Raw genomic sequence first — 24,473 nt, 5'->3', positions numbered from 1 at the left:
GCGAATGCTTTTAGAACAAAAGCCCAATGACCGCTATCTGCTACAAAAACTCAATCAAAAAATCACTCTAACGGGCTACCCAGATCAGCAAAAATATCAATAATTTCTTCACGATCAATTTTACGCATATTCAACACGTACATGATTTGTAACAACAAATCTGCTCCCATTATGCCTTTATTGACTTTATTTCTGAGGTTGTCTGCGCTTTGATGTATCCCTATATTAGCTAATCTATCACTTAGATCTTGATATTTAGTGCCACGTTTAGACATTTCGGCCTTTAATAAACGTTGCACTAGCTGACGCCAATCAGCGGCAAGAGATGCTATGGTAGTGTGAGTTGTTTCATCGGTCATTTTAGACATAATCTTAAGCTTTTAGAATTAACCAAACGTGAATTATAATTTACATTTAAAACATATAAACATCAAACGTTAATAAAAAATGTTTGACACATTAACTTTTTACTGACTAAACTGTGACACGTAATATCACTGATAGCCACTATCTTTGATTTACCTATTAGTCATTAGCCTAACAGGAGAGTAGCCATGACTTGGGATCTTAACCAACTTGAGACCCTTTTAAACAACAACCAAGATTTGGTTGTGACCAGAGAAGAAAACTGTTTATTGATCGCCAATAGTGATGGTTTAGATGCATGGTTAGCCATAAGCGGCGAACAAATTTTAATTGAATCATTATTATTTGCTAAATCTGAAGTGAAAGATAGCGCGGCCCTAAACGATGAAATTTTAAAAACACATATGCTCTTCCCACTCACCACTGTAGGCATTTCGCAAGTCGCGGGTGAAGAGTATTACACAGCATTTGGTTCGTTAAGCTCACAATCAAAAGCCGAAAGTATAGAAATTGAATTAACTACCCTATTTCAAAATGTCGAAGCATTCTTAGATGCATATCAAGATCATTTGAAGTAATTGAGGAGAAAGAATATGTCAGTTTGGAGAAAGTTAGTTACAGCCGTTAAAGGCGGCGCCACTGAAGCGGCACAATCAGTAGTGGATAGTCAGGCCATTCGTATTCTTGAACAAGAAATTCGTGAAGCCAAAGACGAATTACGAAAGTCAGACCACGCTCGCACGCAAATATTAGCCAAGTGCAAACTTGCGCAACAAAAAGTAGATAGCTTGCAAAGTTCAATTGAACAATACGAAGCCCACGCGCGTAAAGCGGTAGAGTCTGATCGTCAGCTGGCACTAGATTGTGCACAGAAAGTTAGTGACCTACGTGCAGAGCAAGACGCTGAGCAATCTTATTTAGACCAATTTAAGCAGTCAGAAAAACAACTTGCCGCAAATATCAACCAAGCCAAAGCCAATTTAAAGCGCTTAGAGCAGCAGGTAGATATGGTAAAGGCCACTGAGTCGGTTCAAAAAGCCCAAGTTGCGGTGTCGTCGCGCCATCTAGGTGCCAACAGTAAAATGAAAACCGCCACTGAGTCGCTTTCGCGAATTCAAGAAAAACAAAACTTACGCAATGCTGAGTTACAAGCAGCCGAAGAATTGGCCAGCGAAGAGTCTAGCGACGACCTAAGTAAGCGTTTGGCAGAAGCCGGTATTGCCGGGGGTAAAAGTTCAGCAGACGACGAACTTAGCCGCATATTAGGCAAATAAAGGCTTTATTTGAGTTAAGTTAAACAAGGCAAAGAATGTTTCCAAAATTACGTAAAATGTTGGTGAGAGTATTTGCCGAGATGCGCTGGTACAGTATTGTACTGGCGCTTCTTTTTTATGCTTCTACCAGCTGGTTGTTATTAATTTGGGCAGGTGAAGAAACCCTCACCCAATCTACAGATTTTATTTATTGGTTAGTTGTCACAGGCTCTACAGTTGGATACGGTGATTTATCACCCACTACTAGTGCCGGCAAATATTTAGTCTCGTTTTATGTGATCCCCTTGGGTTTAAGTATTTTTGCTTTAGTTTTAGGGCGAATTGCAAGTTGGGTGTCTAACCAATGGCAAAAAGGAGCAAGAGGTTTGAAAAGTTTAGATGTGGCAGGTCACATTTTGGTGTTAGGTTGGAATGGTCAACGCACTATTAGGTTATTAGAATTATTGCTGCGCGAGCGAGCATCTAGTGAAGATAAGCCAACTATAGTGTTATGTGTGAGAGCTGATATCACTAACCCCTTACCTAACGAAATTGAATTTGTAAAAGTCGCCTCTTTTAATCAAGACGAAGAAATGGACCGAGCCTGCATTGATAGTGCAGCTGTAGTGTTAATGGATAACCCAGAAGACGACTTAACCATGACCACGGCCTTATATTGCAGCCAACGCAATCCAAGTGCTCAAATGGTGGCTTATTTTAACGACGAAAGCCTAGTGGGTTTATTGCAAAAACATTGTCCAAATGTTGAATGTACCCCAAGCGTGGCAGTAGAAATGTTAGCTAAGTCGGCTTTTGACCCGGGTTCGAGTTTATTGCATCACGACTTGCTCGATGTTAACCAGGGTCCTGCACAGTATTCGGTTAAAGTGCCGGCAAACACACCCGCCATAACAGTAGCCACATTATTTAATACCCTTAAAACTGATTATCGTGCCACTTTAATTGGGGTTAGCCAATCGAGCGACAAACTTAATATTCAGGTGAATCCAGATCTAGAGATGACGGTAAACCCTGGTGATAAAGTGTTTTACATTGCCGACCAACGCATTAGAAACCTGCAATGGCAAAAGTTTATCGAGGCCTAAGTTATGTTTAGTAAATTTTTTGGCAAAAAAGACCAAGCACCGCAAGTTAAAGCGCCTGAAATTATGGGCTTGTATTTAGGTGGTTCGTTTGAACTTGATCCGCTAAAACTGCGCTTAATTGAGCCTCAGTTAATGATAGAGAAAGCAGCTAGCCAACATATTATTCAAGCCGTAGGTGAAGTGCATTTAGACACAGGTGGAAAAATATTAAGGTTTTACACCGATGACGATGCATTTTTACAAGTGGTGCTAGATGGTGGAGACACCGAGAATCACATTACCGACGTAAAACTCTGGTATTTTTACCAAACTAAAACCATTGGTTCAGAAACTCAGTGGAAAGACACCATTGCCCAGCAGGTGTCTAAACCTAGCTATCAACTCGAAGAGCACCAATATCAAAGAGTATGGGATGCGGTGGGCGATGAGTCTCCGCCTGTGGCTATGACCGAACAAACTTATGAAGAAGACGGTGATATTAGCGAAACCGATCAATTTGTGATGTTATATGAGCGTCAACTGGCTGATGATTTAAATGAAACCTTGTTAGTCAGCGCAGAAGAAAAGTTAATCAACAATAATTTTGATCGATGTTTAGTTATCAGTACCGGCTTTGATATCGCCCAAGCCGATATACGTATTAACGGATAATATTATTCACTTTCACCTTAAAAATACTTAACTAAAAAGGATAAAAAATGGACGCAGTATTAAATTCAATCTCGGGCTTAGGCAACTTTGCGTTGTATTTTGCCGTTTCCATCTTGTTATTATTTGTATTTAAAATTGTTTACGCCTTTGTCACCCCGCATAACGAATGGGAATTAGTGAAAGTGCATAAAAATCAAGCTGCCGCTGTGGGATTTGGCGGGGCTATGGTTGGCTTTAGTATTGCCTTAGCTGGGGCAGCCTCTAATTCTGAATTTCTTATCGATTTTGTGATCTGGGGGCTAGTAGCCATCATTGCTCAGTCTTTAGCTTTTGCGCTTTTACGTTTTACTTTTATGCCTAAAATTGCCGAAAGAATCGACAAAAATGAATTGTCGGCTGGCACCATTTTAGCTGCCTTATCGATTTCTGTTGGGCTGCTAAATGCCGCTTGTATGAGTTACTAGGAGTGCCCATGCAACCTAATAAAATCAAACGTAGTCAAACAATTAACCTAAGCACTATGCGCAAGTGCTTTAGTGTAAAACCTTTAGCCTTAGGTGTAGCGGCCATTTGTTTATCTGCCTGTGGTAATAAACAAGAAGCCACGGTTTACACTAGTGTAGAAGATTGCACTGATGCCAATCCAGAATTTGCTCAGCAGTGTCAAACTGCCTATCAAGATGCTTTAGTAGAAGCAGAGCGCACCGGTCCTAAGTACAATTCAAAAAACGACTGTGAAGCAGAGTTTGGCAATAACCAATGCCATGTAGTACAAAATAGCAGTGGTAGCGGTTCGTTTTTTATGCCCTTTATGGCTGGTTACATGTTGAGTAACTTAATGTCTCCAAGGGGTTATTATTCTCAACCCATGTTTACCTCTTATTCACCCTACTCGCATTATCGACACAGATGGATAGGTGCAGATGGCTATGATTTTGGTGATTACCGTCGTCGCAATATGCGGGTAAGCGAAAAAGCCCTAAAACCTAAACCCACAGTGACTAAAACTATGAGTCGTGGAGGCTTTGGAAGCAGCGTGAGAGCCAAGTCGAGTTGGGGCAGCAGTAGCAAAAAAGGCGGCTGGGGTGGTTAGTAACCCATACTCCTTAATTGTGTCTTACCTTTATGTTTAGAGTTGAAATTAGCGAGCGCGCTAACTGGAAACGTAAAGCTAATGAATTTGGCTTTAAGTTTCATACTATGCATGGCCAAGCCTATTGGGATGAATCTGCCTACTATCAATTTTCGTTAGAACAGATAGAGCGCGATTTAGAAGCCCCAAGTGAAGATATACATCAAATGTGTTTAGCTGTGGTAGAGAAAGTGGTTAATAGTGAAGAGCTGTTAGCCAAATTTCAAATTCCACCGGCCTTTTGGCAACCTATTTATCAATCATGGCAACAACAAGATCCAAGTTTATATTCACGCTTAGATTTTGCTTATCATGGCAAAGGCCCTGCCAAACTCTATGAAAACAATGCCGACACCCCTACCTCATTATATGAATCGGGATTTTGGCAATGGTTGTGGTTAGAAGAACAAGTTAATGCTGGCAAAATCGCCAAGCAGGCCGACCAATTTAATTCATTACAAGAAAAACTCATTCAGCGTTTTGGCTACATTGCTCAGCACTATCAAATTGAGCAAATGCACTTTGCTTGCTGCCAAGATACAGACGAAGACAGAGGCACAGTTCAATACCTTCAAGATTGCGCAAAAGAAGCCGGGCTCAGCACTGACTTTGTGTTTATTGAAGATATTGGTTTAGCCGAGTATGGCAGCTTTAGCGACTTACAAAATCATAAAATTCAAAGCTTATTTAAACTTTATCCGTGGGAGTTTATGCAACGCGAAGAATTCTCCCAAGCTATAGTGCCAGCACAAGTCAATTGGATAGAACCACTATGGAAATCAATTTTATCCAATAAAGCCTTGATGCCCATGTTGTGGAAAATGTTCCCCCATCACCCTAATTTGCTGCCGGCTTATTTTGAAGATGAACTAGCCTTAGCCACAGAGCAAAAACTCGTTAAAAAACCCATTTTCTCTCGAGAAGGAGCCAATGTTAGCGTATTAGAAAACGGTAAAACCACGCTGTCTGCTGATGGACCCTATGGTGACGAAGGCTTTATCTATCAAGCTTATTATGCACTACCAAAATTTGCTAAAAACCACACGCTCATAGGCTCGTGGCTAGTGAATGATAAAGCAGCCGGCATTTCGGTTAGAGAAGATCTTTCGCCTATTACCCAAGATATGTCACGTTATTTACCGCATATTATTTTGTGACATTTTGACATGCCTATTCATCATATTTTCAGCCACACTTATTGCACTCTTTTATCATTCAGCACAAATTATCAATGACATCAAAGCACCCGGCTTTTGCCACTAAACAACAAGTTCAGTTAGTACTAAGTATTTTTTTGTTGCTAAGTATTATTGAAATATTAAATTTGCTGACTGGGCGCATGTTAAATCAATTTGGCCTGATCCCACGCTATGTGCCCGGTTTAAAGGGCATTATCTTTGGGCCTTTGTTGCATGGTAGTTTGCAACATTATTTTTCGAACATCATTCCACTGGCTATTTTTAGCTATTTATTACTGCAGTACGGTTTAAAACGTTTTGTGCTTGTTAGCCTATGGATAGTGATATTTACTGGGGTATTGGTTTGGTTATTTGCCAGGCCCGCTACCCACTTAGGTGCCAGTGGAGTAATTTATGGTTATTTTGGGTATTTGTTATTAGCAGGTTTGTTAAGCAAAAAATTTAAACTAATTTTAATCTCACTACTAGTGGCTTTTTTTTATGGGGGATTAATTTGGGGAATTTTACCAGCCACCCCTTTTGTTTCCTGGGAGTCTCATTTATTTGGATTTATTGTTGGGTTATTAGCCGCCAAATTGTGGGCAAAGTCATCGCCCTCTGTATAGAAAACGCATATAATATGACCCAAATAGCTTTGTCAGCACAGGTAAAAAATGTCAGAAAATAAACCACAAAAACAATCAGGATTATTGGGCAATTTAGCCTTTAATATTGTTATTCCTGTATTGATTTTAACTAACCTTAGTAGCGAAGAATATTTAGGCCCTGCTTGGAGCATAGTGGCCGCATTAATATTTCCTATAGGTTACGGCCTTTGGGATCTCAAACAAACAGCCAAAGTGAATCCATTTTCAATACTGGGTATTGTGAGTGTATTTTTAACCGGTGGCATAAGTTTGTTGGAATTACCCGCTGAATACATTGCAATTAAAGAAGCCAGCATTCCCGCCATAATTGGCTTAGCAGTATTATTTACCCAAAGAACCAGCAAACCTTTGTTAAAGGTTTTTGTGCTTAACGAACAAATTGTTAACTGGCAAAACCTAAGCCAGTCACTAGAAAACAAAGGTACAACAGCCCTATTCGAAAAAAAGTTAGCCATTAGCTCTTATATAGTAGCGGGCTCCTTCTTTTTATCGGCTGCACTTAATTATATTTTGGCCAAAGTTATTTTAGTTAGCCCACCAGGCACCACAGCTTACACCGAGGAATTAGGCAGAATGACGGCATTGAGCTACCCAGTGATAGTGATCCCGAGTATGCTGATGTTAATTGCCGCCCTTTGGTATATTTTTTCTCAAATTAAAAAACTCACAGGTCAAGACTTAGAGCACTTTTTGGCCGACGTTTAATCTCAAAATTTGGTTAAAAAAAAGGATAGCAAGTAAAACTAGCTATCCTTTTTTTGTATCTGCTTGAGCTGAATCATTCCAGCTTATCGTTAATCTAAAAGCGCAATAACCTTTTTAGCAATGTCCGTATTGTCTAAGTGCCCACTAAACTGCTCACTAGCTGGTCCTTTAGCAAAGATTTGCACATCTACCCCAGTATGCCCTGTGGTTGTCCAACCCGTTTTAGTGCGGTTATCTAAAATTTTATAAATGGCCTTCACATAAGGTCTGGCGTTTTCGGTTTCTAATTCCTCTAAACTCGCCACTTCTTCTTTACTTAACTCAAAGCCTAATAAGTCACTGGCTACTTGCCCTTTATTTTTTGCTTTGAGTAATTCGTTAGCTATAGCATAAGGTGAAGCTTTAACTTGTTTTAGCCATTCAGGATGCCAGCTGTATACTCCGTTTGCGCCTATGCTTAGCCCACCTGTACTATGGTCGGCAGTGGCAACCAGCAGGGTGTCAGGATTTTTTACAAGGTACTGTTCAAGCCATTCTAGGGTTAAGGCTAAGTCATGCATCTCTGCCATGGCCGAAGCGATATCGTTACCATGCCCCGCCCAATCTATTTGACTGGCTTCAACAATTAATAGGTAACCTTTGTCATTTTCTAACTGACGAATAGCAGCTTGAGTTAATAAAGGCAGTCTTTGTTGGTTTTCACTGTCTAGCGCCAAAGGCATACCAGTGTCAGCAAACAAGCCCAAAAGTGGGCCATTAGGCTCAACATCTTTTAGTTTATTTAGCCTGTCTACGTATTGATATCCCGCCGCTTTAAATTGCTCAACTAAATTGCGGTCTTCACGAATAAAATACTTCCATCCACCGCCTAACATTACATCTAAAGTAAACTGCCCATTTACTTTTAGATCATAATAGCTATCAGCAATTTCATTGTAGTTGTGCCGACTCTCGTTATGCGTACTAAAACTTGCTGGCGTAGCATGATTAATTTGTGATGTTACAGCCACACCGGTTTTATAACCTTTTAATTTGGCTAACTCTAAAACGGTTTCAACCGCCGCCTTATTTACATCAACCCCTATGGCGCCATTATAACTTTTAACGCCAGTTGACAGGGCTGTTGCACTGGCTGCTGAGTCTGTGACATACCCGGTGCCTATATCTGGATGGGTACTAGCCATACCAACTAGCAGTCGATCAAACACGGTTTTTTCAACTTCTGCTGTGGCAGGATCATCAGCGTACATTCTATAAGCTGTGGTATAGGCCGGTCCCATACCGTCTCCAACTAACACAATAATATTTTTGGGTGTGGGTTTGGCAAAAACAAAGGTCACCATACAACTACATAAAAAACAAAAAACGTACTTCATCTGCTCTCCATTGATGAAAGAGTATTATCAAAAACTTGCGCCTATTATACGCAGGAAAAGGGCGTGGTGTTTAGCCTTGATTAAACAATTCACTCGGCTGCGGGTTAATTAGTGGTATGACCTAAGATTTCGCGCATGCGGTCTTGTACAACTTCAACCAAAAGATCAGGCTGGAATTTAGAAATAAACCGATCGCAGCCAACTTTTTCAACCATAGCCTGGTTGAAGCTGCCACTTAAAGAGGTATTTAGCACAATAAACAATGAACTCATACGAGGATCTTTGCGAATTTCTGAAGTTAATCTATAGCCATCCATTTCGGGCATTTCCGCATCAGTAAACATCATAATAATTTCATCTGTTATATCTTTACCTTCAGCAGCCCACTTTTTTAGTAGGTTTAATGCAATTAGCCCATCTTGTACCTCAATGATCTCAACCCCCAATTGCCCCAAAGTCGCCTTTATTTGCCACCTTGCCGTTGCAGAGTCGTCTACCACTAAAACCTTTTTACCCTTAAGTTGGCCAGATACCTCTAAATCTAATACCTGCTCAGAAATACTAGTATCGTATTCAATAATTTCAGCTAAAACCTTTTCAACATCTATGATTTCAACCAAGGCTGGTACCCCATCCACTGTTTGCTGCGAAATAGCGGTAAGGTAATGATTTTGGCCGGCAAATTGTGGAGGGGGCTGAATATCGCTCCAAGAAGTATTGATAATTCGTAAAACTTGACCAATCAAAAAGCCCTGCACACTTCTATTATATTCAGTAATAATGACATTTTCAGGAGTAAAGTCTTGCCCCTTTTTGCGCATTTTTATGGCATAGCCTAAGTCAATCACCGGAATAGTTGCCCCACGATAATGAATAACCCCAGCTAGATTTTCGTGGGAGCCTGGCAGCTTTTGCATACTTGGCACTGTCATAACTTCTTTAATTTTAAACACATTTAAGGCAAAGGTATGGCGGGTACCTAGTTTAAATAACAATAACTCAAGTCGATTTTCGCCTACCAATTGTGTGCGTTGATCTATAGAAGTCATTAGGTCAGACATACGCTCTCCCAATGCAAAGTTAACAAATACACAAAATCTTAGAATTGATCATGGGCTAAGGGTAGTCCTAGGCCAACACAATATCTAATTTTAAATACAGTCAGGCCATTCAACATTCACAAAATTTATGTCGAAAATGATTCTTATAGATTATTAATATGAAAAAAAAGCTTATAGGATGATTATCAGCAGCAACCTAGTATCCAACAATCGGTTGTATTGGACCTTAGTAAACATTTATAGGACAACTCATATGTCACAGTATCTACAAGATATCCAACAAGTTTCATCATTAAAGGCGACAAAAGCAGGGACATGGAATGCCATAGATCCAGACTATGCAGCCAGAATGAAAGCGCAAAATCGGTTTAAAACCGGCTTAGACATAGCTAAATATACCGCTGCTATCTTGCGCAAAGATATGCAAGAGTACGATGCTGACTCTAGTCAATATACACAATCGCTAGGTTGCTGGCATGGATTTATTGGTCAGCAAAAAATGTTGGCAGTCAAAAAACATCAAGGCACCACTAATAAAAGCTATTTGTATTTGTCAGGCTGGATGGTAGCAGCTATGCGCTCTGAATTTGGCCCCTTGCCAGACCAATCTATGCATGAAAAGACCTCTGTACCTGCACTTATTGAAGAGCTTTACACATTCTTACGTCAAGCCGATGCAAGAGAGCTAGGCGATTTATTTAACGAACTAGACAAAGCCAAAGAACAAGGTGCAGATACTAGCGAAATTCAAAATAAAATAGACAACTTTGAAACCCATGTGGTGCCTATTATTGCCGACATAGATGCGGGTTTTGGTAATGAAGAAGCCACCTACTTGCTAGCTAAAAAAATGATTGAGGCCGGTGCTTGCTGCATTCAAATAGAAAACCAAGTATCAGATGCCAAACAATGTGGCCACCAAGACGGCAAAGTTACCGTACCTCACGAAGACTTTTTAGCCAAAATTAATGCGGTACGTTACGCATTTTTAGAGCTAGGGGTAGATGATGGAGTAATAGTAGCGCGAACAGACTCTTTAGGTGCAGGCTTAACCCAAAAGCTGCCAGTGTCACAAAAGCCTGGAGACTTAGCTGCTCAGTACAATGCCTTTTTAGAAACCACAGAAGTTAACGATATCAACGACTTAGCTGAAGGTGATTCGGTTCTAAAACAAAACGGCAAACTGGTTAAACCGGTACGTTTACCTAACGGCCTGTATAAGTTTAAAGACAATACCGGTTTTGACCGTGTGGTACTTGATTGCATTACATCATTACAAAATGGTGCCGACCTACTTTGGATAGAAACCGAAAAACCGCATGTGGGCCAAATAGGTGCCATGGTTAGTGCCATACGCAAGACAGTGCCAAATGCTAAGTTAGTTTACAATAATTCACCTTCATTTAATTGGACCCTAAACTTCCGTCAGCAAGTATTTGATGCATGGCAAGAGCAAGGCAAAGATGTATCAGATTACAGCAGAGCTGAGTTGATGGCTGCCAAATACGATGAGTCTGAATTGGCCGCAGAAGCCGATCAGAAAATAAAAACCTTCCAGGCCGATGCGGCTAGTGAAGCAGGCATTTTCCATCACCTGATTACATTGCCGACCTATCATACTGCCGCCTTGTCTACAGATAACTTAGCCAAAGGATATTTTGGTGAGCAAGGCATGTTGGCTTATGTACAAGGTGTGCAACGCCAAGAAATTCGTCAAGGTTTAGCCTGTGTTAAACACCAAGCTATGGCGGGCTCAAACTTAGGCGATGATCACAAAGAGTACTTCTCTGGCGAGCAAGCGTTAAAAGCCTCGGGTGAAGACAACACTATGAATCAATTTGATCTTAGTGCTTAAAACACCTAAAAGCAGCAAGGCTAACTCGTCTTGCTGCTTTTATTTAGTAAATCAATCTAATATGCAGCAAGTTTTAACTTATTAAATTTGTTCATTAACCCACCAAATCACTAAGCTTTTGTTTTTATTAATTAATTTTAATTCTGGTTTTAAGCTTTTTTGCTGATAACATTCATCATCAGGATATAAAGAAATAAAGAGATAGCGACAATGAATATTGCTAAAGTAGACTTAAACTTGTTGGTTTACTTAGATGTACTGCTTAGAGAAGGCAGCGTCACTAAAGCAGCCAATCAACTTAGCATCACTCAACCCGCTATGAGCAATGGGCTGAAACGCTTGCGCGATCTGTTTAACGATCCGTTATTAGTACGAACCAGTGAAGGCATGACCCCCACCAAGCGTGCCATTGAATTGCAACCCATTGTTCGCGATGTGTTATCTAAACTCGAAACCACCATTCAACCGGCCACCGAATTTAATCCACTAGAAAGTGAGCGTACCTTTAGGATTATGGCCAGTGATTATGCTGAATCGACCCTATTGATGGAAGTCATAAGACGTATCAACAAACTCGCGCCTAATATTACCCTAGATTTAATAACCCCTAGCGATGTGACCTTTCATGATGTAGAGCAAGGCCGTGTTGATATGGCTATCAACAGGTTTGATGAGCTGCCTCTGTCATTTCATCAAAAGGTAATTTGGTACGACACCTTTTCTTGCATGGTCAATAGCCACAACCCTATTGTAGAAAACTTCGACCTCGACAAATACTTGTTAGCCAAACACATTTGGGTGAGTAAAACCGGCTTTGGGGTGGGCGTAGGAATTGATCCTAACGAAGTGCAAAAATTGGGCTGGGTAGATGCCGAGCTAACCAAAATAGGCAAAAAAAGAGATATCCGAGTTTTTACTCGTCATTACCATGTGGCGTTGCAATTAGCCAAAGCACAAAACCTAGTCGCCACTTTACCGAGTCGAGCGGCCAACCTATATAAAAACGATCCTGAAGTACAAATATTAGAGCCACCTTTTGATATCCCCCCTATTGCCCTTAAAATGGCATGGAGCGCACTACTTCAACACGATGTTGGCCATATATGGCTAAGACGATTAATTACCGAAGTAGGGGTAGACTTAAATTCGGCTTAACCCATTTTTCATATGAATATAGAAAATAAATTTCATAAACTAATATTAATAAACTAATACACCTAAACTGACCCTCTATTGCAAGATTTAAGGCAAAAAAATGCGAACTGACTACACCACTATTGGGCGACTCAAGATTGCCAATCAACTCAACCAATTTATTCAGCAACAGGTATTACCTGGCTTACAGATATCCCCAGATGAATTATGGAAAAAATTTGAGCAATGCTTACCCGAGCTGCTTAAACAAAATAACGCCTTATTGCTCAAACGCAGTAAATTACAACAACAAATAGACCAATATTGCCAAACTCAGCAAAACCTTGAGTTAAATGACTACACAGACTTTTTACAGCAGATAGGTTATTTGCAACCTGTTCCAGCAGAAGTACAAATAGACACCCAAAATGTGGATCCCGAAATAGCCCAGATGGCTGGCCCGCAATTAGTGGTACCTATCAATAATGCTAGATTTGCCCTAAACGCAGCAAACGCCAGATGGGGCAGTTTATACGATGCCTTGTATGGCTCTGATGTGATTGCGCAGGAACAAACTGCCACTAAAGGATACAACCCTAAACGCGGCCAACAGGTAATAGATTATTCTCGCAAGTGGTTAGACACCATAGCGCCCTTAACAAAGGGTAGCCATAGTCAAAGTAAAAAGTATGACATTAACAGCGGCCAACTAAAGGTGACCTTAGCCGATGATTCTGTAGTGGAATTACAAGATCCAAAACAATTTGTGGGTTATCAAGGTAATAAAAACCAAGCCGCTAGCATTTTACTTAAGCATCATAATATTCATGCCGAAATTCAATTTGATGCACAACATCAAATTGGTCAACAAGATACCGCAGGCATTAAAGACATTCTTTTAGAGTCGGCACTGACTACCATAATGGATTGTGAAGATTCAGTGGCAGCAGTAGACGCTGAAGATAAAACCTTAGTTTATAAAAATTGGCTCGGACTAATAAAAGGTGACTTAACCGCCACCATTGGCAGTGGTGACAATCAAAAAGTGCGCCGCTTAAACCCAGACAGAGAATACTTATCTCCTACCGATCAGCCATTTAGTTTAGCTGGTAGAAGTTTAATGTTTGTGCGTAATGTAGGTCACTTAATGCAAACCGATGCCATTTTGTTTGACGACCAGCCTATTTACGAAGGCATTATGGATGGCTTAGTAACCAGCTTAATCGCAAAACACGATTTACTTGGCAATACTAAATTTAAAAACAGTCAAGCTGGCAGTGTATATATAGTTAAACCTAAAATGCACGGCCCAGAAGAAGTCGCCTTTGCCGACTTACTGTTTAGCAAAATTGAGTCTGTTGTGGATATTCCTTGCCACACATTAAAAATGGGCTTAATGGACGAAGAAAGACGCACCAGTCTTAATTTAAAAGCCTGTATTCAAGCAGCCAAAAATCGCGTGGTATTTATTAACACAGGATTTTTAGACCGCACGGGTGACGAAATCCATACCTCAATGCACCTAGGTGCATTTGCTAGCAAGGCCAGCATTAAAACCCGCCCTTGGTTAAACGCCTACGAACAATCAAATGTAATAACCGGTATTCAATCTGGTCTATCAGGCAAAGCACAAATTGGCAAAGGCATGTGGCCAACACCAGATAACATGGCCGATATGATGCAAGCCAAACTTGCCCATGTTCGTTCGGGAGCCAATACAGCTTGGGTACCCTCGCCTACTGCCGCCACGCTGCACGCCCTGCATTATCATCAAGAAAATGTGTTTGATATTCGACAATCTATAACCGGACAACCCGAACAATTGTTAAAACAAATGTTAGATATCCCGCTGTTAAAAGACGAAGTGCTAACAGCAGAACAAATACAAAGAGAGTTAGATAATAATGTGCAAGGCATACTAGGTTATGTAGTACGTTGGGTGAATCAAGGCATTGGCTGCTCTAAAGTGCCAGATATCAACAATGTCGGGCTGATGGAAGACCGCGCAACTTTACGTATTTCGAGTCAGCACATTGCAAACTGGTTGATGCACAAAGTGATAAGCAAAGAGCAAATCGACGCATCTATGCAAACTATGGCCAAGCTAGTAGACCAACAAAATGCCAACGACCCAGACTACACAGCCATGACTCCAAACACAGCAGATTCCATTGCCTTTAAAACCGCGCAAGAACTGATATTTAAAGGCCACGAACAACCAAATGGCTATACAGAGCCGTTATTGCATGAGAAAAGAAGGGAATTAAAGCAAAAGCTTACTGGTTAGTCTTTATCTAAAAAGTGTTTGCCAAAAATAAACTCTACAATGCCAAAGTAAGACTTTATTGCTAAATGCTTTATTAGTATGTGCAATGGCATTTTTAGCCAGTGTCCTTTCAAGAATATGAGGGCTCTGGCTGATTTGATATAAAAATTATCCAGTAAGCTATGCTTGGGGGTAATCGCATTATATAAAATATGCTCAATAAAAAATCGACTCCTTGGATTTTCAAACTTAGCTACTAATAATGCATAAATTGAGGGTGGCGCAATAACATAAACTTTAATTAATAATGCCAGACAATAGTACAACTCTTTTTCAAACTTGGTTTCTTGAGCCAGTGAATGCAACTGTTGCCAAAAACTATTATTGCCATATTCTTCAATTAACCAATAAAGATCGAATAGGTCTCTAAAAGCATTGGTAAAATCTTCATTTAAAAACAAATGAATAATACTGTGCAATACAGTTTCAGCAGGTCCTAAAACAGTACTACCATTTTTGCATACCACATTATTTGTTAAAAAAAGTGCGACATTTGGCGAACGACCACTTATAGGTAAATAAAGGTTATGGTGAACGTCTAATACTGTACTTCTAAGTACATGATATAAAGGTGGGATTTCATGTGCCCATTTTCTATAGTATTTTTCATCATAATCTGAGATTTTATCAGATTTCCACAGCATGGATTTTAACTTAGCTTCAACTATGTCCAGCTCGTCTTTATTAACTAAAATATCTATATCAGATACCATTCGGCCAAAGCTATTTCTACTTTCCCTCAGAATATAGTTAGCCCCCTTTAAATATATGGGTTGTACATTAATAGAAGTTAATAACTCGTTTAAATTTTCACTTTCAAAATGAACTTGTGAGTTTTGTCTTTTAGCATGAATTGAAGCGGACAAAAGGTGTTTTTGTGCATATTGAGGATAGTGTTCAAAACAACCATAATTTAACGAACTGTGATATAAAGATGCTAATAATTTACTTTCTCTTAAGATTAAAATTAATTTAGCCCACTCATCTAAAGACAAACTTTGCGCTTCTTTAGGTTGCACTAAGAACTTTGCAAGCTGTTGGTTGTTAAATAAACTCATGAAATAATTTCATCTTCTAAAAAGGCTTTTACTTCAGATAAGTCGCTATATTCAATTTCAAATAAAGCCGTATTTTTAATGATTTTATCAATGCAGTTAAACCCTAAATTTGCCAACACGCCACAATTAAATGAGTGCTCACTTAGGCCTTCAAATGCTTGTAATTGATTTATTGAATAGATCTTAAGCTGAGTATCTTTCTGGAACTTAGGGAACACTACAGCTGCTATATCAACCGCAGAATAGTTAACAAAATCATTCCAAGTAGTGCCTTTTAAATGGGCGACATCGCCTTTTTGTGTGTCTCTACAGGTTTCGGTAAAAATACTTTTAGGAAACCATTTTTTAACTAAACCTATAGAGTCATTTTTTAAACATACTGGTCTAAATAAAGGAGCAACCGTTCCATTGTCTAAATCAATTACAGCCATTTCATCTGAATATAAAGACCAACCTGATAATGCCATAAATGCCGATAACGTACTTTTACCAGAGCCTGGCGAAGCAGGAAAAATAATGGCTTGATTATCTTTGACTATAACCGCAGCATGGATCAATAGCCTAGTGTGATCATGGGTAGCAATACACCAATTCATGCCCCACTCAAGCAGAGCAAAAGCTTGTGACGCGGGTAACGGTTTAAAAGGAGTATGTTGGTCGCAATAAAAGGAAACTTGGGGTCTTACATAGCGCCGTAATAACGAAGGAGCATGTAATCTTACTTCAAAATCAACAGGGGCATCAGGAACTTTTGCATCACCATAAATGGCATTTATTGAAGGTATTATGGGCTGGTCAGTATTAATATTGACTATATATAGCCCTAAGTTAAGCAGCAAAGGGAGTCCTTAAAGTGAGCACTTAATAAGAAATTTGTTCTCAATTAGCCAAAGTATCAGCTTTTTTGCTTGAGCTTCTTGAAGATTTAATAAGCTAACTAAATATTGTTCAGAAAACACTTCGGATAAAGTATTAGTAGAAACACCGTTAACAATTTTACTATTTAGTGTTTTTAGAAAAGCCAAGCGGCCACTTAAGCCGCTATGCAACGCAATACCACTGCCATCCTCCATTACCGAAAAACTAATAGAAGGATGGAGTTGAAAGCTGTTTTTTTCCACCTATTTAAATTGGCTCAGGAGTTTCTGGTTCAAAGGGGTCGGAATGACAACTAGTAACTTGATAAGATGTAGTACCCTCAACAAAGTTAAAAAAGGCATTACCCTCTGCATTAACAGGATTACCACTTCTTTCTTGCATTATAATATACGCAATAAGGTCGCTCACTACTTTGTTTGCACTAGCAACACCAGGTGTAAACCCACCAAAACCAAAATAAGCATTTAACCAAACACCCGCCATATTATAATCAAGGTGACCTTCATCCATCAGGGAGTCATAAATATTTGTGATGAAATCAGGAGTTATAAACTCAGAAGGAATATCCATAGAATAAGTCTTTGCAACATTTGTTACTTCATTAACATAACATGCTTGAACAGACTGATTATAAGTGTTATTCGGTCCACCACTATTAGATACACTAGTAAATGCACCATGAACATTTTCTGAGGAAGTAATAAGGCCTTTCCAGTAACCAGGCGATCTTCCCTCCGGCAATTCAGGCTTTTCACAATCTTTATGGCGTCTTATTCCAGACAAGTTGCCCGACTGAGCACCAGACACACTACAAACCGCTCCCCAAACAGAATGAGCCGGTAACGAGGTTAAGACCGCCCCCGCAGTTGCACGCTTTAAAAACGTTCTACGTACTTTAGTCTGAGCAGAAACTGAAGGCTCTGATCCTTTTGGGTTGTCGATATTCATTGTGACTCCTTGATTTGCACACATTACCTTTTAAAATGCAAATAACATGCCTAAAATTAAGCTATTGAAAAACAACAATATTTTTTTATACTTAAAACGAAATTGTAAAAAAATCAGACGTTGCTGGTAAGGCTACTATTTTACCTCTATGCCATGAGCTAATGCAAGCTGCCTAAGGTATTTAACTGGTATGGCGTAGCTTATTCCAGAAGGCTTTTGCAACAGGGTTTCTTTAGACTCTTTTACAAAAACTTTATTTAAAATGCCTACTACTTGGCCCGTGTGAGCATCGTATAGTGGACTGCCACTATTACCTGGGTAAGCGGTCATATCTAACTGATAGATCATAAAGCTTTGATCTAACCGATTTAAATTACGCACAGTTAGTTGACTAGAATGCTGACTAGGAGTGGCATCTGGGGTTGTGGCTGCCACTATTCCCCTATGGGTAGCTGGATACAGCCCAAGTACCGCACCAATTGGAAAGCCAGTTAGCAGTACCGCGGTGGCGTCTTTTACATATTCGTCAAACGCTAAAGTGACTGGCTTTAGCTTACCCTCAATTTTAAGAATAGCTAGATCGTGCGATGGGTCGCTGGCCAAAATCTTGGCTCTAAAAATATTTGGTGTTCGCCCAATGCCAGCAAACACTATGTGATATTGCACTTTTTGCGGATCGAGACGTTGCGCAATGACATGATGATTAGTTGCTATTAAACTGCCATCACCAAACACAAAACCAGTTCCACGTAACTGGTGAGATTGTGCAGCTAAAGCATCGTATAGCCCTATTCCCACTACTGAGGGTTTTACTCGCGCAACCACATCTGTGACTGAGTGAGCAAAAACTGGCTGAGCTAAAGTGAGCAAGATGGCGCTGAATAGTGGCCTAAGGATATTTTTAGAGATAAACATAAAGTTTCAATACAATTACAAGTAAGTATCTGAGTATAATCACAATTATCACAAGTTTATGCCATGATTAATAAGTCATTGTGCGACAAAAATGGAAAGGCTGAAAGAATGAAGGTATTAGTAACAGGTGCTGCGGGCTTTATTGGGTTTCATGTTACCCAACAATTATTGGCCCGAGGCGACACTGTAATAGGCATAGACAATATCAATGATTATTACGACACTAAGTTAAAATATGGCCGCTTAAAAGAGCTTGAAAATCATGCACTGTCAGAAAATTTTACATTTATTAAAATGGACATTGCCGACAGGTCAAGCATGGAAACTTTGTTTCAATCCTCTGGCTTTGAAAAGGTTGTACATCTAGCGGCACAAGCTGGAGTACGTTATTCAATCGAAAACCCTCATGCCTATGTTGATAGTAACTTACAAGGCTTTATGAATGTTCTTGAAGGCTGCCGTCATCATTCTATACAGCACTTAGTTTATGCTTCATCAAGCTCGGTATATGGCTCAAATGAAAGCACACCTTTTGTCGAAACCGACAATGTCGACCACCCAGTCTCGCTTTATGCAGCCAGTAAAAAAGCCAATGAATTAATGGCCCACACCTATAGCCATTTGTACCAATTACCCACCACAGGCTTGCGCTTTTTTACTGTATATGGTCCTTGGGGCAGACCCGACATGGCCTTGTTTAAATTCACTCAAGCAATATTAACCGGGCAGTCAATCAAAGTATTTAATTTTGGTAATCACCATAGAGATTTTACTTATATTGACGATATAGTCAGTGGTGTATTGTTATCTTTAGACAAAAATGCTGAAGCTAATCCCAATTGGGATGGAAAGCAGCCAGATCCTAGTAGCAGCAAAGCGCCCTTTAAAATTTACAATATAGGGGCACACAATCCAGTGCATTTACTAACCTTTATTGAAACCTTAGAAAAAGCATTAGGTAAAAACGCCATAAAAGAAATGCTGCCTATGCAACCCGGTGATGTACCCGCTACCTATGCGGATGTAGCGTCGTTAGCAAAAGATACGGGCTATAGCCCTAAAACACAATTAACCCAAGGCGTTGAAAAATTTGTAGCCTGGTATAAAACGTTTTACCAAGAGTAAATTTAACACGCACAAACAAGACAAGGACATCAATTGACATTAGCCTCGATAGCGTCAACTTTTAGCTCTCCTTTGGTGCATTCTTTCACTCTCTTTGTGTTGTTTAAATTGCTTAGCCACCTCTACGCCAAAAATAAACTACTAAATGGCATAGCCTATTTGTGGTTAGTGTGGTTGTTACTTTGTTCTATGACTTATCCCAGTGTGCTGCTAATTAAACCACTTGAAGAACAATACCCAGTAGTACCTATTCAATCTCAACAATGGCGCAATTCCAACGCTATAGTGGTATTGGCCTGTAACCACTTTGAAGACAAAGGCCTACCTTTTGTGTCGCGCTGGCCAAACTGCTCAATGCAGAGAAACTTACAAGCGGCATTAATGTATCAAGCCCATCCGTTACCTATTTATTTGGCCGGCGATATTTTAGCGAAAACCGATGCATTGCCCCAAGCTGTGCATAATCGCGATTTTTTAATTTATATGGGTATTAAACCCGAACACATATTTATTAGCCCCAAAGGCGTGAATACCGAAACAGAAGTTAATGCCTTAGCAAGTTTGCTAAAAGGTAAACAGGTTGCATTAGTCAGCTCTGCTAGCCATTTACCCCGAGCAGTAAACTATTTTGCCGAACACAACGTATCTGTTTTACCTATACCTGTAGAACATTTTAGCCGAATTAACATCGAGCCAGTTGCTGGTTTGCCGAATGCTGCTAGTCTATACAGAAGCGAAAGAGCCATTCACGAATATTTAGGCTTAATTTATCAAAGATTTGTGCGATAACTTAACTAGGTGCTTGAAAACTAAGTTAAAGTGAATAACAGGCAATCTGGCTAATCCACAAATCTAAGGAGGATATTTAGTGCAAAAAATAGTTCCGATATTTTCTGGTGGTGGAACTAAATTGTCAGCTCACATTGGCATTTTAGATGCGATTAAAACACTAAAAATAGATTTCCAACACATAGTTGGGGTATCGGGTGGCTCTATTATTTCCTCTCTTTATTGTTCGGGCATGCCACTAGATGAAATTCGTAAATTGGCCATAGAAACCAACTTTAGGCAGTTTAGAGGATTTAGCTTGATGACCCTATTATTACAAGGCGGGTTAAGCTCTGGCGATGCTTTTGAAAACTGGATAGACGACAAACTAGAAGGCAAAACCTTTAAAGACCTGACCAAAGATCTGCATATTTTAGCCACTGACGTAAATGGCGGCGGGCCTATTATATTTAACAAAGAAAACAGCCCAGATTTAAAAATTTCAAAAGCCGTACGTTTTTCTATGTCTATTCCAATTTTTTTCAGCTTTAAATCTTATAAAGACCACGTATTGGTAGATGGTGCGATCCTCTCAGAAGATGCTATTTTTAAAGATTGGGAAGGCGATGGTACGCCATCAATTTGTTTTAGATTAAAAAGCGATCAGGTTACCGACAAGCCCTTTAAAAAAAGTTGGTTACCTATAGTGCAATATGTGATGATGTTGATTAGAACCTTTATGACGGCCATGTCTCGTGAGTATGTACAAGACCAATACTGGAAAAATACTATTATTGTAAACACTGGCAAACTCTCACCAGTCGACTTTAATATGTCGATTGAAGACAAAGAAAAGCTGTACCAAATTGGCTACCAAACGGCACTAGAGTTTATCCCTAAAAGGTTACAAAAAGGTGAAGAAGCGGCAATACAGGCCCAAATAAAAACCATGGATTTACCAAATTGAAAAAGCTAAGGAAATACGCCAACAAACCCATAATCGGGCCTTTGGTGAAAAAAGCTATGGACTACGCTGTAAATCGCGAAGTTAAATCTGTTGCGCGTCACTTTTCCACTTATCTGTCCCCTGTTATAGCCGATGACGAGCTCTCAACCGAGTCTTATCGCATTAGAAACGAAGTTTATTGCGAAGAATTAAACTTTTTAGATACTGGCAACAATGGCCTAGAAGTAGACGATTTTGATGCTTTTTCTACTCATTGTTTAATTAAACATATTCCAACTGGCCGTTTCTCAGGCACAGTAAGGGTAGTTAGACCGCAAAAACAGGGAGAGTCTATTCCCTTATTAAAATACTGCGCCAGCTCCATAGCCAAAGACAAAATTAATCCTGCAGACTTTGCACCTCACGAAATATGTGAAATTTCTAGACTAGCCGTTCCTAAAGAGTTTAGAAAAAGACAAACCGATAAATTTAAAGGCGCTGCTACTGGTGTAATTAACCAGCAAGTGTATTCAGAAAACGAATTACGCTGTTTTCCGTTTATCGCAGTTGGTTTATATCTATCAGCCGCTTCAATTGTGATCGAAAACGACATTAAACACACTTTTGTTATGATGGAGCCAAGATTGGCACGAAGCATGAGCTTTATAGGCATTCAATTTGAACAAATCGGCCCTGCCATTGAATACCATGGTAAGCGAGCCCCCTACTATATTAATCCCTCATTATTATTAAAAAACCTAACGCCTGGTTTTCAATTAATGTTAAAAGATATTAGAAAGTCATTAAATCACTCGGCCAAAAAATAACTGGCTCAAACTAGGTTTAATCTTGTTCGACTTATTTAAAGAGGATCATCTCAGTGTCAGACTTTAATTACGAAAGCGCATTTTCTCGCAATATTGGCTGGGTAACAGATTCAGAACAACAAACATTAAGGCATAAAAAAGTAGCCATTGCTGGTTGTGGCGGTGTGGGTGGTGTGCATTTATTAACCTTATCTAGATTAGGGATAAGTAATTTTAATATCTCTGATTTCGACGAATTCGAAGTTCATAACTTCAATCGCCAAGCGGGCGCCTTTATGTCTACCATAGGCCAAGAAAAATGCGCCGTAATGGAACGCATGGCCAAAGATATCAATCCAGAAAGCAATATCACTACTTTCCCAGAAGGCGTGTTCGAACACAATATAGACGCATTTTTAGATGGGGTTGATATTTACGTAGATAGCCTGGATTTTTTTGCCCTAGAAGCACGTAAAACGGTTTTATCTAAATGTAATGAAAAAGGCATTCCAGTAGTCATAGCTGCACCTTTAGGTATGGGAGTGGCCTTTGTATGCTTTCAGCCAGGTAAAATGAATTTCGAAGAATACTTTAGGTTTAACGATGCAAAAACCGAAGGCGAGCAATTTATTCAATTTTTAATTGGCTTGTCACCAAGCATGTTACAGCGCGATTATTTAGTTGATAAATCTAAGGCCGACTTTAAAGCCAGAAAAGGCCCCTCTACCCCTATGTCAGTAGATTTTTGTGCAGGCATGGCCGGCACTTATGTATTAAAAATCCTTCTAAACCGAGGCGAAGTAGTAGCAGCACCTTATGGCCTACATTTTGATGCCTATAAAAATAAACTTATCAAAACCTGGTGTCCCTTTGGTAACAGAGGCTGGATCCAAAAATTAAAATTTAATCTGGCCAAAAAAATAGTACTAAGTGATGACTAAACCCATGATGGATAAAGAGCTAGCAAAAAGAGTGATATACACCGCCCGTTTTTATATGAGCGGTGATAACTGCCAGCCCTTTAGATTCAGATTTAACTCAACCAACCAGTGCTTTTATATTGATTATCTAGCCGAAGAAGCAAAGCATACTTTTGTCTATGATGATTACACTATAATACTCACCCTTGGCAGCCTGTTAGAGTACTTAGATCAGTCATTACTAAATATTGGCTACACTCACCAGTTAGAATTTGATTTTGCAGGCTTCTCGCCTTATCAAAATCAACAAGCAATCTGTACACTTAAGGTTAGCGAGTCTACTTCATCTAATGACACAAGCTTGTTTTCACAGTTAACTACACGCTTTACCGATAGGCGCCCTTATCTTGGCCCAGAATCAATCAACTTATCGATAGATGAGTTTGTACAAGATTTAACGCATTGTGGCTGCCAGCTTCATGTCGATGCCGCTGCAAGCACTCTATCGTTTTTTGCCAGTTGCGACAGCGCCATTTGGTATTCCAAATCATTAGGCACAGACATAATGGATGCGGTAGCCTTTGATACCCAGAGTCCTAAGGGGTTACCTTGGAAAAATTTAGGTGTAAAAAAAGCTGACGCTTGGTTAATTAGAGGCATTCAGCGTTATCACTGGCTGTTTGATCTATTAAAATACTGCGGCGCTCGTTTCATGATGCAACACACGCAAAAAAAGTTATGGTTTTCTAGCAAAAGTTTTTTAATTTTTACTTATCCCTCTGGTTCGTCTCAAGCCGATAAAGTTTTAGCCTCTAAACAGCTAATGCATGTTTTGTTGCGTTTATCAGAGCAAGGCTATGTATTTCAACCATCTACAATGAGCGCCGAGATCTTAAACCAATCTCTAAAGCCGCTGAATATAGTTAATGCCGCTAAAATGCAGCCATCTAAACTCGAGCAAGAAGCGCAACAGCAACGACAAGCTCTAGGCTTAGGAAACCAAGAAGTTCAATGGATATTAAGAGTAGGCAAAGTAGCTAGCTCCTTGCCTAAAGATGCCTTAACCAATAGGCATAGCACTGAAAATCTGCTTAGTTTCGAATAACTTAAACATTTAAATCAGGGTAAACTGTTAAGCAACCAATTATTTATTTCACCCACAAAAAAGCCCGCTACATGAAGTGACCCCGTAAAGTTGGACTCATTTCTAAGCGGCTACCAAGGCCTGATTTCGATATGCTATCGGACTCAGGCCTTTTAGTTTCAGCTTAATTCGTTTGTGATTGTAATATTTTAT

26 protein-coding genes are annotated in these 24,473 nt (G+C 39.7%); 18 read left to right on the top strand and 8 right to left on the bottom strand.

Annotated features, from left to right (window positions below):
• Window positions 1-62: 62 nt before the first annotated feature.
• Window positions 63-368, bottom strand: a complete 306-nt coding sequence (locus ACVCDT_RS15295; protein ID WP_447133661.1) for a DUF6471 domain-containing protein — start codon at window positions 366-368, stop codon at window positions 63-65.
• A gap of 186 nt (window positions 369-554) precedes the next feature.
• Between ACVCDT_RS15295 and ACVCDT_RS15290 the strand changes: the two genes are divergently transcribed.
• The 9 genes from ACVCDT_RS15290 (at window position 555) to ACVCDT_RS15250 (ending at window position 7,059) form a co-directional block, all read left to right on the top strand.
• Entirely contained in the window at window positions 555-944 is a 390-nt protein-coding gene (locus ACVCDT_RS15290) for a YjfI family protein (RefSeq protein WP_447133660.1), read from the top strand.
• 15 nt (window positions 945-959) lie between these two features.
• Window positions 960-1,640 carry a PspA/IM30 family protein gene (locus ACVCDT_RS15285; RefSeq protein WP_447133659.1) on the top strand — a complete coding sequence of 227 codons (681 nt, stop codon included), beginning with the start codon at window positions 960-962 and terminating at the stop codon, window positions 1,638-1,640.
• A gap of 35 nt (window positions 1,641-1,675) precedes the next feature.
• Window positions 1,676-2,725, top strand: coding sequence for a potassium channel family protein (locus tag ACVCDT_RS15280; RefSeq protein WP_447133658.1), 1,050 nt, complete (start codon window positions 1,676-1,678; stop codon window positions 2,723-2,725).
• Between the two features lie 3 nt (window positions 2,726-2,728).
• Window positions 2,729-3,376, top strand: a complete 648-nt coding sequence (locus ACVCDT_RS15275) for a YjfK family protein (protein ID WP_447133657.1) — start codon at window positions 2,729-2,731, stop codon at window positions 3,374-3,376.
• Window positions 3,377-3,423: 47 nt separating this feature from the next.
• Window positions 3,424-3,840 (top strand): DUF350 domain-containing protein, encoded by a 417-nt coding sequence (locus ACVCDT_RS15270; RefSeq protein ID WP_447133656.1) that lies wholly within the window; start codon window positions 3,424-3,426, stop codon window positions 3,838-3,840.
• 8 nt (window positions 3,841-3,848) lie between these two features.
• The gene (locus ACVCDT_RS15265) at window positions 3,849-4,469 is read left to right on the top strand and encodes a DUF1190 family protein (RefSeq protein ID WP_447133655.1); all 621 of its coding nucleotides are present in this window, start codon (window positions 3,849-3,851) and stop codon (window positions 4,467-4,469) included.
• 32 nt (window positions 4,470-4,501) lie between these two features.
• Window positions 4,502-5,665, top strand: coding sequence for a glutathionylspermidine synthase family protein (locus tag ACVCDT_RS15260; protein WP_447133654.1), 1,164 nt, complete (start codon window positions 4,502-4,504; stop codon window positions 5,663-5,665).
• Between the two features lie 74 nt (window positions 5,666-5,739).
• Entirely contained in the window at window positions 5,740-6,312 is a 573-nt protein-coding gene (locus ACVCDT_RS15255; protein WP_447133653.1) for a rhomboid family intramembrane serine protease, read from the top strand.
• A 48-nt stretch (window positions 6,313-6,360) separates the two neighbouring features.
• On the top strand, window positions 6,361-7,059 hold the full coding sequence (locus ACVCDT_RS15250) for a VC0807 family protein (protein WP_447133652.1): 699 nt from the start codon (window positions 6,361-6,363) through the stop codon (window positions 7,057-7,059).
• Window positions 7,060-7,148: 89 nt separating this feature from the next.
• On the opposite strand, the gene ACVCDT_RS15245 is transcribed toward ACVCDT_RS15250, so the two are convergent.
• Together ACVCDT_RS15245 and ACVCDT_RS15240 are read right to left on the bottom strand one after the other, a co-directional pair.
• Complete coding sequence (locus ACVCDT_RS15245; protein ID WP_447133651.1) at window positions 7,149-8,435, bottom strand: alkaline phosphatase; 1,287 nt, start codon at window positions 8,433-8,435, stop codon at window positions 7,149-7,151.
• A gap of 104 nt (window positions 8,436-8,539) precedes the next feature.
• Entirely contained in the window at window positions 8,540-9,496 is a 957-nt protein-coding gene (locus tag ACVCDT_RS15240; RefSeq protein ID WP_447133650.1) for a chemotaxis protein CheV, read from the bottom strand.
• 253 nt (window positions 9,497-9,749) lie between these two features.
• Here ACVCDT_RS15240 and ACVCDT_RS15235 point away from each other — a divergent pair, with 253 nt between their 5' ends.
• The 3 genes from ACVCDT_RS15235 to ACVCDT_RS15225 all read left to right on the top strand — a co-directional run bounded on the left by ACVCDT_RS15235 (window position 9,750) and on the right by ACVCDT_RS15225 (window position 14,772).
• A complete protein-coding gene (locus ACVCDT_RS15235) occupies window positions 9,750-11,351 on the top strand; it encodes an isocitrate lyase (RefSeq protein WP_447133649.1) in 1,602 nt (533 codons plus the stop codon).
• A 210-nt stretch (window positions 11,352-11,561) separates the two neighbouring features.
• On the top strand, window positions 11,562-12,506 hold the full coding sequence (locus ACVCDT_RS15230; RefSeq protein WP_447133648.1) for a LysR family transcriptional regulator: 945 nt from the start codon (window positions 11,562-11,564) through the stop codon (window positions 12,504-12,506).
• 100 nt (window positions 12,507-12,606) lie between these two features.
• The gene (locus tag ACVCDT_RS15225) at window positions 12,607-14,772 is read left to right on the top strand and encodes a malate synthase G (RefSeq protein WP_447133647.1); all 2,166 of its coding nucleotides are present in this window, start codon (window positions 12,607-12,609) and stop codon (window positions 14,770-14,772) included.
• Here ACVCDT_RS15225 and ACVCDT_RS15220 read toward each other — a convergent pair.
• The 4 genes from ACVCDT_RS15220 to ACVCDT_RS15205 form a co-directional block, all read right to left on the bottom strand.
• On the bottom strand, window positions 14,769-15,869 hold the full coding sequence (locus ACVCDT_RS15220; protein WP_447133646.1) for a nucleotidyltransferase family protein: 1,101 nt from the start codon (window positions 15,867-15,869) through the stop codon (window positions 14,769-14,771). The genes ACVCDT_RS15225 and ACVCDT_RS15220 overlap by 4 nt on opposite strands.
• The gene (locus tag ACVCDT_RS15215) at window positions 15,866-16,708 is read right to left on the bottom strand and encodes an HprK-related kinase A (RefSeq protein WP_447133645.1); all 843 of its coding nucleotides are present in this window, start codon (window positions 16,706-16,708) and stop codon (window positions 15,866-15,868) included. Before ACVCDT_RS15215 ends, ACVCDT_RS15220 begins: the two co-directional genes overlap by 4 nt.
• 286 nt (window positions 16,709-16,994) lie before the next feature.
• Window positions 16,995-17,696, bottom strand: a complete 702-nt coding sequence (locus ACVCDT_RS15210) for a hypothetical protein (protein ID WP_447133644.1) — start codon at window positions 17,694-17,696, stop codon at window positions 16,995-16,997.
• A gap of 135 nt (window positions 17,697-17,831) precedes the next feature.
• Window positions 17,832-18,611 (bottom strand): S1 family peptidase, encoded by a 780-nt coding sequence (locus ACVCDT_RS15205; protein ID WP_447133643.1) that lies wholly within the window; start codon window positions 18,609-18,611, stop codon window positions 17,832-17,834.
• A gap of 108 nt (window positions 18,612-18,719) precedes the next feature.
• On the opposite strand from ACVCDT_RS15205, the gene ACVCDT_RS15200 reads away from it, so the two are divergent.
• The 6 genes from ACVCDT_RS15200 (at window position 18,720) to ACVCDT_RS15175 (ending at window position 24,281) form a co-directional block, all read left to right on the top strand.
• Window positions 18,720-19,736 carry an NAD-dependent epimerase gene (locus tag ACVCDT_RS15200; RefSeq protein ID WP_447133642.1) on the top strand — a complete coding sequence of 339 codons (1,017 nt, stop codon included), beginning with the start codon at window positions 18,720-18,722 and terminating at the stop codon, window positions 19,734-19,736.
• Between the two features lie 33 nt (window positions 19,737-19,769).
• Window positions 19,770-20,525 (top strand): YdcF family protein, encoded by a 756-nt coding sequence (locus ACVCDT_RS15195; protein WP_447133641.1) that lies wholly within the window; start codon window positions 19,770-19,772, stop codon window positions 20,523-20,525.
• Between the two features lie 79 nt (window positions 20,526-20,604).
• Window positions 20,605-21,471, top strand: coding sequence for a patatin-like phospholipase family protein (locus ACVCDT_RS15190; RefSeq protein WP_447133640.1), 867 nt, complete (start codon window positions 20,605-20,607; stop codon window positions 21,469-21,471).
• Window positions 21,468-22,277, top strand: coding sequence for a PEP-CTERM/exosortase system-associated acyltransferase (locus ACVCDT_RS15185; protein WP_447133639.1), 810 nt, complete (start codon window positions 21,468-21,470; stop codon window positions 22,275-22,277). Before ACVCDT_RS15190 ends, ACVCDT_RS15185 begins: the two co-directional genes overlap by 4 nt.
• Window positions 22,278-22,330: 53 nt before the next feature.
• Window positions 22,331-23,197 carry a ThiF family adenylyltransferase gene (locus ACVCDT_RS15180; protein ID WP_447133638.1) on the top strand — a complete coding sequence of 289 codons (867 nt, stop codon included), beginning with the start codon at window positions 22,331-22,333 and terminating at the stop codon, window positions 23,195-23,197.
• Window positions 23,190-24,281 carry a hypothetical protein gene (locus tag ACVCDT_RS15175; protein ID WP_447133637.1) on the top strand — a complete coding sequence of 364 codons (1,092 nt, stop codon included), beginning with the start codon at window positions 23,190-23,192 and terminating at the stop codon, window positions 24,279-24,281. Before ACVCDT_RS15180 ends, ACVCDT_RS15175 begins: the two co-directional genes overlap by 8 nt.
• A gap of 102 nt (window positions 24,282-24,383) precedes the next feature.
• On the opposite strand, the gene ACVCDT_RS15170 is transcribed toward ACVCDT_RS15175, so the two are convergent.
• The coding region (locus ACVCDT_RS15170; RefSeq protein WP_447133087.1) for an IS3 family transposase at window positions 24,384-24,473 on the bottom strand (90 nt) is incomplete at its 5' end.

It is taken from the genome of Paraglaciecola aestuariivivens (genome assembly GCF_052983255.1).
The sequence above is the reverse complement of the archived record's forward strand: the minus strand, read 5'-3'. Positions and strand labels throughout refer to the sequence as shown.